Annotated in this window: 9 protein-coding genes; 7 read left to right on the top strand and 2 right to left on the bottom strand. The window is 61.5% G+C overall.

The features are described 5' to 3' along the window. From ASD02_RS25040 to ASD02_RS25010, 7 genes are all read left to right on the top strand, one after another. Positions 1 to 483 (top strand): VCBS domain-containing protein (locus ASD02_RS25040; protein ID WP_057258485.1); only part of this gene is annotated, 483 nt, incomplete at its 5' end. Next, on the top strand, positions 395 to 2680 hold the full coding sequence (locus tag ASD02_RS25035) for a VCBS domain-containing protein (RefSeq protein WP_057258484.1): 2286 nt from the start codon (positions 395 to 397) through the stop codon (positions 2678 to 2680). The genes ASD02_RS25040 and ASD02_RS25035, both read left to right, overlap by 89 nt. Before the next feature lie 77 nt (positions 2681 to 2757). Further along, the gene (locus ASD02_RS25030; RefSeq protein WP_057221319.1) at positions 2758 to 3123 is read left to right on the top strand and encodes a hypothetical protein; all 366 of its coding nucleotides are present in this window, start codon (positions 2758 to 2760) and stop codon (positions 3121 to 3123) included. 86 nt (positions 3124 to 3209) lie between these two features. Continuing rightward, the gene (locus ASD02_RS25025; protein ID WP_057221318.1) at positions 3210 to 4352 is read left to right on the top strand and encodes an ABC transporter substrate-binding protein; all 1143 of its coding nucleotides are present in this window, start codon (positions 3210 to 3212) and stop codon (positions 4350 to 4352) included. A gap of 291 nt (positions 4353 to 4643) precedes the next feature. Next, positions 4644 to 5645, top strand: coding sequence for an NADH-quinone oxidoreductase subunit NuoH (nuoH, locus tag ASD02_RS25020; protein WP_057221317.1), 1002 nt, complete (start codon positions 4644 to 4646; stop codon positions 5643 to 5645). A 10-nt stretch (positions 5646 to 5655) separates the two neighbouring features. Further along, complete coding sequence (locus ASD02_RS25015; RefSeq protein WP_057221316.1) at positions 5656 to 6222, top strand: NADH-quinone oxidoreductase subunit I; 567 nt, start codon at positions 5656 to 5658, stop codon at positions 6220 to 6222. 45 nt (positions 6223 to 6267) lie between these two features. Next, the gene (locus ASD02_RS25010) at positions 6268 to 6708 is read left to right on the top strand and encodes a CBS domain-containing protein (protein ID WP_057221315.1); all 441 of its coding nucleotides are present in this window, start codon (positions 6268 to 6270) and stop codon (positions 6706 to 6708) included. Between the two features lie 23 nt (positions 6709 to 6731). Here the strand turns inward: ASD02_RS25010 and nuoG are convergent, their stop codons facing one another. Both nuoG and nuoF read right to left on the bottom strand, forming a co-directional pair. Next, positions 6732 to 9350, bottom strand: a complete 2619-nt coding sequence (nuoG, locus tag ASD02_RS25005) for an NADH-quinone oxidoreductase subunit NuoG (protein WP_057221314.1) — start codon at positions 9348 to 9350, stop codon at positions 6732 to 6734. 30 nt (positions 9351 to 9380) lie between these two features. Continuing rightward, on the bottom strand, positions 9381 to 10646 hold the full coding sequence (gene nuoF / locus ASD02_RS25000) for an NADH-quinone oxidoreductase subunit NuoF (protein WP_057221313.1): 1266 nt from the start codon (positions 10644 to 10646) through the stop codon (positions 9381 to 9383). Positions 10647 to 10650: the final 4 nt, after the last annotated feature.

Genomic DNA, 10650 nt, shown 5'->3' with positions numbered 1-10650 from the left:
ATCGGTGCGGCCTCGACGATCACCGGTTCGGTGACCGAGACGGGTCTTGCAACCGACGACACGACACCGGTGACCGGTCCGCTGACGGCGACGGGCACGATGGTATCGAGCGACGTCGACACCGGCGCGACGGCGACCTGGAGCGGCAGTGCCGGCGGCACTTTCGGCGGCTTCGCGATCACCGCGGCCGGGGTCTGGACCTACACGCTCAATGATGCGGTGGCCAACAGCCTGGCCGAGGGCGAGACCCGCACCGAGAGCTTTGTCGTCACCGTTACCGACGACAAGGGCGCGATCGACACCGAGACGGTGACGATCACCATCAACGGCACCAACGATGCACCGGTRATCGGTGCGGCCTCGACGATCACCGGTTCGGTGACCGAGACGGGTCTTGCAACCGACGACAAGCGGCAGTGCCGGCGGCACTTTCGGCGGCTTCGCGATCACCGCGGCCGGGGTCTGGACCTACACGCTCAATGATGCGGTGGCCAACAGCCTGGCCGARGGCGAGACCCGCACCGAGAGCTTTGTCGTCACCGTYACCGACGACAAGGGCGCGATCGACACCGAGACGGTGACGATCACCATCAACGGCACCAACGATGCACCTATTCTCACTGCCGATGGTGCCGGTTCCGTAACGGAAGACGTAAGCGTTGTTGCCGGAAAGCTCAGCGATAGCGGCAGCTTGAACTATACGGACGTGGACATCGGCGACACGCATACGGTGACGAATACGCTTGTCGGAGCACCCGTGTGGTCAGCTGGCAATCTTTCGACAGTCCTGAGCGCGGCCCAGATCGCCGAGCTGACGAGTAATTTCACGACCTCCGGTTCTGCCTGGAACTACAACGTCTCGAATGCGCTGGTGCAGTTCCTCGACAGCGGCGAAACGATCACGTTCTCCTACAATGTCGCCGTTACCGACGACAAAGGCGCGGCCGACACCGAGACAGTGACGATCACCATCAACGGGGCCAACGACGCACCGGTGGTCGCCAGCACAAGCGTATGGCTGCCGAGTGACCCTGCTCAGCAGACGCCCGGATTTACCAACGGCTATCCGCTGCAGGTGTCCGTGCCGACGGATGTCGATGGTGAAAATGTAACCGTCACCGCGACCAACGCCCCTGCTGGCGTCTATTACTTCAACGGCAGCAGCTATGTCGCCGTCACAAGCAGCACGGTGCTCTACAACTCCGCAGCGGGCGTCAATCTGCTTGATGATCTCGTCTACAGGCCAACTTCTACGGCAAACGACACCGTCACCAACATCTTGAATTTGGCGGCGAGCGACGGGACCGCAACGACGACCTATTCCGTGTCGATCAACGAGGTGCCACCGAACCGACTTCCAGCCACCGACGTGACCGTCGGTGACGGCAGCGGCCCATTGAACTCGGGGAACACCTTCACCTCGCAACTCGTGTTGTCTCAAGGTGTGGCCGACGGCATCAATGCAAATCTGTCTGGTTCGACGATCCGAGTTCTGACTGATTTTCAACGGGCCCCCTTCGACTCGCCGATACCGACGACTGAGCAGAATCCTGACGGATTTAATGGGAACAGTGCCGGAACCGCGCGCGAGAGGGAGCTGCAGGTCGAACTGTGGATCGGCACTAACAAGTTCGTCGTAGTCGAAGCCGACACAACGACCGCGAAATTCGAGCAGAGTTGGTCTTTCGACTCGGCAACCGGCAGCATGGCGGCGACCGCAAACTATTCGAGTATCTATCTACTCAATAGCTCCGGCGTTCCGACGGCAACGACCCTGGCGGATTTCCTTGCACTCAATCCTGCCCACGCGAACGATCAATGGACAGTGAGTTACTTCGACAGCACGGGGGGCAACTTCCAGGCGCGGTTCGCCAAGTTTGAGTTTTACTACAACGACCCCGGCGACGCTGGCATCGTAGTGGTAGGCGACAATGCCAAGGAAAACCTCATCTACGGCACCTCGGGCAACGACAACCTGACAGGCGGGGCTCTCGACGACACCATCATCGGCCGTGGCGGAAACGACGTGCTCAGCGGCGGCGGCGGCCACGACACACTGAAGGGCGGTGCGGGCAACGATACGATCGATGGCGGCGCTGGCACCGATCTGCTCGACTTGTCTGATGCTACAGGGGGCCTGACCCTTACACTCGTGCAAAGCAGCAGCAACACGACCATGAACCTAACGAGTGCGGGCCTAGGAGCCGACATTTACAGGAATATCGAGGGTCTGATCGGCTCGGACTTCAATGACAGTATCACCGGCAGCACCTCCAACGACCAACTCTATGGCGGCGGAGGCTTAGATACGATACGTGGTGGCACCGGTTCAGACACCATGACTGGCGGCGCCGGCGGCGATACCTTCGTGATTGGCTCCGACTCCGTGCAGCTTAGTATCGACGACGTCATAACCGACTACTACTACGGCGAGGGCGACACCGTCGACCTGTCCGACCTGCTGGGCAACCTACCATCGGGAACGAACCTCGACGGCAATTTTGTCCAGGTCGTTCAGGATGGCCAGAGTGCCAACCTGCAGGTCGACACGGACGGCAGTGCAGGCAATGCTTCGGGTTGGCACACGGTCGCCGTACTGGAAGATTTCCAGGTGTCAACCGAGGTGGTGAAGGTCCTGTTCAACGAAAACGGTGCGCCGAAGACACAAGACGTTCCTTAAACGCAAAGTCGATCTCGACAGTTCCGCGGTTCTCGGCAATCATCCGGGAACCGCAGTTTCCAGGGGGAATCTTTTTCATGATCAGAAGCATGCTGGCGGGCGCGATTGTCGCTCTAATGCCCTTTTCAGGGTTCGCGGCCGATCTCATCGTCGACTATGCGCCGGTTGCCAGACAGTGCACCGAGCTTAGCCAATCCTCGCTGACAGTCGAGGAGAACGTCGCCACGTTGACGAAGGAGGTCGTGTCGCGCATGGACGAGGCGATCGCTGTTGCCGACGATCCGCGCTGGATTTTCTCGACGCGCCCCGCTTTCGTTTGGGCGTCCGAAACCAAGGTCGCTTGTGGCAAGGCCTACGGTTACCTTCGAGCCAATTGGCGCGACGAGGACTATCTCACCAAGTGCGATTGCTTCCACGCCAAAATGCGTCGCTTCATGAACTGAAACAGGCGGTTTGATCGTCAATGTCTCGCGCTGTCATTTCATCAGCAACGTGTGTGTCGCCTCGTCGGCAATGGCTAACCCTTTGCATGTTCGCGCTCGGCGTGCTTGCCGGCTGCCAGGGCACCCCCACCCCTCAAGACGTGCTCGACGTGGAATCACCGCAGGCGATGCATGCCCGGCGCGCGGCAGAACATGCGGCGAAACCGCAGGAAACCTTCGGCAGCGGCGCGACCCGGATCGCCCTCATCACGGCCCTCATGTCGCCGACCGGAGAAACGGTGCGCGAACGTGACATCCGGGATGGCGCGTCGCTCGCCGTGGATGAGGTTGGCGGTGGCCAGCTCTCGCTACTGGTCGAGAATACCGACGGCTCACCACAGCAGACCCAGGACGCGGCGAAACGGCTCGCCAGCCAAAACGTCGCGCTCGTTGCCGTATCCGTCGCCGATGTGCCTGTCAGCACCGTCCGCCAGGGCCTCGGCAATGCCCGGGCCCCACTGCTGGTGTTACGCGACAACGGCGCCGAGCGGCCGACAGGCACCTTCGCCTTCGTATCCGACCGCATCGACAGCGCCGTCGAGGGCGCGTCATACGCGGTGGCTTCCGGCCATAAGCGGTTTGTCGTGCTTTTGCCGAGCGATGTCTCTGCCGCCGAGCGGCAAAGGCTCGAGCGCGAGCTTGCCGGCTATGGCATCAAGCCGATCCTCGTTGCTTTGACAGGAGGGACCGCGTTTTCCGCCGACGCGGCCACCAAGGCCAAGCTGAAGGACGTCGATGCAGTGATCCTGGTCGGTGCTGGAGACTCCGACGTCGGCGCGTTGTCGCAACTCAAGGCCAACGGTTATCTGAAACCAAACGCGATGGTCGTTGGAAGCTCCGGCTGGAGCGCTGCCGCCTACAGGCGCCCAGAGCTTTCCGGAAGTCATCTCTGTCTCTTCGGTCCGGAGAACGGTTCGCGGATGACGTCGCGCTATCTCGACCGCTACGAGCGTGCTGCCAGCCCCGACGCGGCCTATGGCTTCGACATCATTGCGCTTGCAGCCGGTCTCGTCCGTACCCAGGGTGAAGACGCCATCAACCAGGAGAACATCCGTTCTCCGAACGGCTTCATCGGCGCAGCGGCGGCATTCCGCTTCGAAAAGAACGGCACCGTGCGGCGGACCTGCGCAATCCATCAAGTTACGGGCGGAAGCGTGAAGCTCCTGGATCCGGCCCCACGCTCGTTTTGAGCCGGGCGACTGGACACTGTGCAAGCCCTGAGATCGACAACGAAAGGTTCGCCCACGGCAATGGCGGCCTCGCGATTTGGTCGCGTGGGCATGCTTGCGCTGAGACTTATAAGAATCAGCTGAGTTCAAGTTTTGAATGAAGTCGTTTGCGCCAAACGCGCAATAGATGCGGAAATGATTTTCGCTTTGCAAGTAATGCATCACCGCTGTACCGTAATACTGGCATTCAACGTATAGCTGGAGCCAACGTCCGGGCGTCGTTTCAACCCGATGAATAAGTAGCCGCCGATCATGGAACTTATCGTCGCTCTTGGCCTGATCGTCTTCAAGGTCGCATTTCTAATTGCGATCCTGCTACTGCTGCCCTTGCCGCTGACCTGGGTGGAGCGCAAGGTCGCGGGTCACATCCAGCAGCGTATGGGGCCAATGCGCGTGGGTTGGCACGGGCTGCTACAGCCGCTGGCGGACGGTATCAAGCTGCTAACCAAAGAGGATCATATCCCGGCCGAGGCCGATCGCTTCCTCTTCAAACTGGCGCCGATCCTGGCGCTTGCCCCACCCTTCGTGGTGTTCGTCGCGATCCCCTTCGGCGAAACCGTCTCGGTTCTCGGCACCGAAATTACGCTCTACGTCTCCAATATGAATGTGGGGCTGCTTTTCGTTTTCGCGGTGATCGGGATCGAGGTCTACGGCGTCATCTTCGGCGGCTGGGCCGCCAACAGCAAATATGCTGTCCTGGGCAGCCTCAGGACCTGCGCGCAGATGATCAGCTACGAGATCCCGATGGGGTTCGCGGTCATCGGCGTGGTCATGCTGGCGCAATCCATGAGCCTGCTCGAGATCGTCCGGGCGCAAGCCGATGTCTGGAACATCGTCTACCAACCCGTCGGTTTCTTCGTGTTCTTCGTCGCCGGCCTGGCCGAAGCGCAGCGCATTCCCTTCGACTTGGCGGAAGCGGAAGGCGATTTGGGGGCCGGGTTCCACACCGAGTACAGCGGCATCCGCTTTGCATTCTTCATGGTCAGCGAATACGCCATTGTGTTGCTGGTGTCGGTGCTGGTGGTGATCCTGTTCTTCGGCGGTTGGAACGGCGTGCTGCTTCCCTTGCCGCCGCTTCTCTGGTTTGCGCTCAAGGTCGCCTTCTTCATCTATGTATTCATATGGTTCCGCTTCACTTTCCCACGCTATCGCTACGACCAGTTGATGGCGATCGGATGGAAAGTCTTGCTTCCTCTTTCGATGGCGAACATAATTATAACCGGTGTTCTTTTGGGAGCCGCAGCGGCTCCGTAGCGGGGCGGCGATGTCGCACGCAGGAAACAGAGTTGGAACTTGGATCGGCTGGGTGTTCTTCGCCGATCTAGCGAACGCTTTGGCTCTGACATTCGGCTACATGTTCTCCAAATCCGTGACCATGCAGTATCCGGACAAGGAAAAATGGTTGCCTTATGCGCGTTACCGCGGGCACCATTTCCTGAAGCGCGACGACCAGGGCGAGATTAAATGCGTGGCCTGTGAACTCTGCGCGCGGATCTGTCCCTGCTACTGCATCGAAGTCGTTCCCTACGAAGACGAGAAGGGCAACCGTCGGCCAGCAAAATTTGAGATCGACACGGCCCGATGCCTATTCTGCGGGTTGTGCGAGGACGCTTGCCCAGCGGACGCGATCGCGCTTGGCCAGCAATACGAATTCTCGAGTTTTTCCTCGCCCGACCTGGTGATCGGGCGTGACGATCTGCTTGCCAAGCCGGGCAAAGCGATGACCGGCGGCGGTGTGGTCGCGGCGCACCTGAACACCGACGGGGACGTTCTGGTCGAGACGAGCGAACTGCAGGGGTACAACTGGTGGCGGAATATCCGGCGAACGTGAACGCGCGTCCGCCGCCAAGCCGGAACGCGTAGACAGGAGGCTCAGATGCATATCTGCCAAATTTTGAAAACCAAGTCTCCCAACCTCATCTCGGTTACGCCGGATCAGACGATGGAAGAAGTCCTGCGGCTGTTTCGGGCGAACAATATCGGCTTCGTAGTCGTCAGCCGTTCTCCCGGGGAATGCCTGGGCACAGTGTCAGAGCGGGACTGCTGCTATGCAGTGGCTGAATACGGAACCGGGGCGCCCACTATGCGGGTCGCCGACATCATGAACCGCAATGTGGCGACGTGCTCAACAGAGGATTTGCTGCCCTATGTGATGGCCATCATGACCAATTGGCGCACGCGCCATGTGTTGGTCATGGACGGAGGCGCGCCTGCCGGCGTGGTGAGCATCGGCGACGTAGTCAAGCACCGGCTCGAAGAAGCGCTGCGCAATGAACAGGCATTGCACGACTACATTGCCGGCACCGCCTATCACTGAGGGCGCAAACCGGGGAGCGGGAATTAGGGTGGACTGCCCGGAAGCTCGGCAATGCCTCGGCCGGGATTTTCAGTTGCTGCCCCGGCTCCCGCCGCCGAATCGAAGGCGGCGCGCACCTTTTCAACCTCCACCGGACAAGGGTATTCGCCCTGCCGCATCAGGCTGTTGAGACGCAGGTCTCGGTAATTTTCCGGCACGAACACGAGCCCGCTGGGAAAGTGCCTGTTGATCTTGAGCTGCGCTGTCAGTTCGCCCTGGGTGGATCGCACGACCACGTGATCGCCATCCGCAACACCAAGTTGCGCCGCATCGCGCTCGCTCATCTCGACATATGGCTCGGCAGCAACCGTATTCAGGATCGCGGAGCGTTCAGAAAGATATCCGTTGTGGAACAGGCAGTTGCCGGTAATCAGCATGAGCCGGTCGCCGGCATTCGGAATGGCAGGCGGCGGCGCGAGGAACTCATCAGCCGGCGGTGTCGGCACCGATCGGGTAAATGCTCCGTCAATGCCAAGCCCGTTCAGCGTCAGCCCCTGATAGGCCGGTACCAGTTGGGTCATCTCGTCGAAGATTTCGGCTTGCGTTGACGACCGCAACTGCTGATTTCGAAGCGCCGCGACGAAGTCGAGGATCGCCAGATTGCCCCGCGTCTCGAAGGCGGCTTCGCGGAACTTGCAGACTTTCTGGGTCCGGCCCTCATTGCTGGTGAAGGTACCGGATTCTTCGCCGTAACTCGCTGCGGGCAGCACCACATCGGCAAGCCCCACCGTATCTGTGAGGAATGCGTCCTGTACGATCAGCAGGTCAGCGGCGCCAAGCGCCCGCGTCACGCGTTTCCGGTCGGGGTAGCTCATCACTGGGTCGCTTCCAACGATATAGAGCGCGCCCATCCGCCCGCCATCGCAGATCTCAAGCATGGCCCCGAAATCTGCGCCTGGCTCAGGCGGGATCGCGGCGCCCCAGGCCCGTTCGAGAGTTGCGCGCGCAGCAGCATCGGTGACGGCACGCAGTCCTGGTAGCGCTGCCGGCAGAACCCCCATGTCCCAGGCGCCCAGCTGGTTGGCACGGTCGAACAGGAATTGCATCGCCAGGTCCTTGCCAAGGGCACGGAGGAGCCGCAGCAGCTTGTTGATCTGTTGTAATGCTGCGCGCGCAAGCGTTGATCTCAGGAGGTCGACGCTGACCAGAACGGTGACGCTGCCACTGTCCAGCAGCGCAGCAGCGAGGCGGTCCGCCCCGTCACCATCGGTTGCGCCCAGCCTGCCGGTTGGTGTGCCGATATCCGCGGGAACTTCGCCCGGCACGGCCTGACCGGCCGCCGCAACGAGACCGTCCACGACCGCGGCAAGGCCGGCCGCCTCACCGCCGGGAGGAACGCGAATGACCGCCCGGGCATCGGCGTCCAGACGGGATGGCCGCGCCGAGAGCATAAGCAAGTCGGTCTGCCGTCGCCGCGCGCAGTCGCGCAACAGATATTCGGTGACCGGGTTTTCCTCGGTCACGTTGCCACCGACAACAAGCACGGAGTCGTTGCCGATCACGTCCTGCAATGGCGCCCGTGTGTAGAAACTCGCCAGCAATGGGCCAAGCGCATCGGAAGGTGTGGCCCAACGCGACCCGCAGTCTATGTTGTTGGTGCGGAACACCGTGCGCATCACTTTCTGGAACTGGTAAAGAACCTCGTTGGGAAGGCGCGGCGAGGCCAGCCCGCCCGCGACCTTTCCCTCGACGGCCGAGAACCGCCGCTGCAGATAGTTCCCCGCTTCTTCCCAGGAAACCGGGACGAGGGCGCCATCACGACGGACCATCGGCCGTTTGATCCGGTCCCGGCTCCCGACGAAATCGAGGCCGAAGCGCCCCCGCACGCAAAGGGTTTCGCGGTTGACCCCATGCTCCTGCTTCGAGCGGACCCGCATGAACTCGCCCTTGCGCGTGCCGACGGTCAGCTGGCAGCCAGTGCCGCAATGCGGGCAGATCGTGTCGGTCTCGGCCAGATCCCAGGGCCGCGCCTTGTAGCGATAGGGAAAGCTCATCAGCGCACCGACCGGACAGACCTCGACGCAATTGCCGCATTGGTCGCAACTCGCGAGGCTGCCCTCGAAGCCGGTCACGGCGGTATCCATGCCTTTTTCAACCGTGCCCAAGGCGACGGCGCCGACCACTTCCTCGCACATCCGGACACAACGCTGGCACTGGATACAGCGGTTGACGTTCATGATGATGACCGGGCTGAGGCGGATGTCCTTGGAGTGAAACACACGTTTGGCATCACGGAACTGGCTTTCGCGGGGGCCGTACGCCATCACCAGGTCCTGAAGCTCGCATTCGCCGCCCTTGTCGCAGATCGGGCAATCGAGGGGATGGTTGGCGAGCAGCATGTCGAGCATGGAAGAGCGTGTTTCCTCGATCAGCGGCGTGTTTGCCCGCACCACCATGCCGTCTGTGACCGCGGTCGCGCATGCGGGTTGCAGCCGCCGCTGCCCTTCGATCTCCACCAGGCACATGCGGCAGGAGGCCAGCGCCGGCAGCCGCTTCAGGTAGCAGAAGGTCGGGATGTCGATGCCCAAACGCTCGGCGGCCTGCAGCACGGTCGAGCCTGCCTCCACTTCCAGTGTTTGTTCGTCTATCGTGATGCTAACCATTGCCTTCCTGCGGCCTTCTATTTGCGCTCCTCAGTGAAACGGGCACCTGCCCGCTTCGATATGGGCGACGAATTCATGCTCGAAATGCGTCAGCGCCGCCCGCAGCCCCATGGCCGCACCATCGCCCAGAGCACAGAACGTGTTGCCGAAAATGCCCTTGCAGAGTGCCTGCAGTTGTTCGAGGTCGCCCGGCGCCCCCTGCCCCGCCTCGACCCGGCGTAGCACTTTTACAACCCAGTTGAGCCCTTCGCGGCACGGGGTGCACTTGCCACAGGACTCATGGTGGAAGAATTCGATGATGCGGGTGGCGACCTTGACCATGCAGGTCGAGTCGTCGATTACGATGACCCCGGCCGAACCGAGCATTGAGCCGGCAGCCGCCAGCGAGTCGAAATCCATCCCAACGTCGAGCCCATGCTCCGGGATCACTGGCGCCGAGACGCCGCCTGGGATCACCGCCTTGATCTTGCGTCCAGGCAGCGGCCCGCCGGCGCGGTCCTCGACCAGTTCGCGCAGTGGTATGCCCATCGGCAGCTCGTAAAGGCCCGGTTTCCGCACCTGGCCACTGAGGCAGTAGAGCTTCGGACCGGGACTTTTGTCCGGACCGATGCTGCGGAACCAGTTCGGCCCTCGCGCCACGATATGCGGAACGCAGGCCAATGTTTCGACGTTGTTGATGACGGTCGGGCTGGCGTAGAGGCCTTCGACCGCCGGAAACGGCGGTTTCAAGCGCGGCTGCGCCCGCTTGCCTTCAAGCGAGTCGAGCATCGCTGTCTCCTCGCCGCAGATATAGGCACCGGCACCGCAATGGATATGCACGGCGAAATTGAAATCCGAGCCGAGAATGCGTTTTCCCAGATATCCCTTCGCATGCGCCTCGGCGAGCGCCTCCTCGAGCCGCCGGATCGCCAGCGCGTATTCCCCGCGGATGTAGACATAGGCGGTTTCAGCTCCGATCGCGTAGGCGCCGATGGCCATCCCCTCGATCAACTGGTGCGGATCGCGCTCCATGATGATCCGGTCCTTGAAGGTGCCCGGCTCGCCCTCATCAGCGTTGCAGCACAGGTATTTCGGCTTGCCGACGCGCTTCGGAACGAAGCTCCATTTCATTCCGGTTGGGAATCCGGCCCCGCCGCGACCACGCAGGTTGGATTCTTTGACAAGATCGATGATCTCGTCGGGCGTGTGTTCGCGAAGCGCCTTCGACAGCGCTTGGTAGCCACCGCCGGCCTCGTAGGTCGCGAGCTGATGGCCGTCCGGCACGCCCACATTCCTGAGAAGGACGGGTTCCATCATGACA

It is taken from the genome of Ensifer sp. Root1252 (genome assembly GCF_001425885.1).
In the GTDB taxonomy this organism is placed as follows: Bacteria; Pseudomonadota; Alphaproteobacteria; order Rhizobiales; family Rhizobiaceae; genus Ensifer; species Ensifer canadensis.
Note: the sequence above shows the minus strand (reverse complement) of the source record. Positions and strands in the feature narration are given on the sequence as shown.

What these genes read in the sequence shown, in the direction of transcription:
- ASD02_RS25030 (WP_057221319.1), top strand. Translation starts at nt 2,758, where the DNA reads ATGATCAGAAGCATGCTGGCGGGCGCGATTGTCGCTCTAATGCCCTTT.
- ASD02_RS25025 (WP_057221318.1), top strand. Translation starts at nt 3,210, where the DNA reads ATGTTCGCGCTCGGCGTGCTTGCCGGCTGCCAGGGCACCCCCACCCCT.
- nuoH (WP_057221317.1), top strand. Translation starts at nt 4,644, where the DNA reads ATGGAACTTATCGTCGCTCTTGGCCTGATCGTCTTCAAGGTCGCATTT.
- ASD02_RS25015 (WP_057221316.1), top strand. Translation starts at nt 5,656, where the DNA reads ATGTCGCACGCAGGAAACAGAGTTGGAACTTGGATCGGCTGGGTGTTC.
- ASD02_RS25010 (WP_057221315.1), top strand. Translation starts at nt 6,268, where the DNA reads ATGCATATCTGCCAAATTTTGAAAACCAAGTCTCCCAACCTCATCTCG.
- nuoG (WP_057221314.1), bottom strand. Translation starts at nt 9,350, where the DNA reads ATGGTTAGCATCACGATAGACGAACAAACACTGGAAGTGGAGGCAGGC.
- nuoF (WP_057221313.1), bottom strand. Translation starts at nt 10,646, where the DNA reads ATGATGGAACCCGTCCTTCTCAGGAATGTGGGCGTGCCGGACGGCCAT.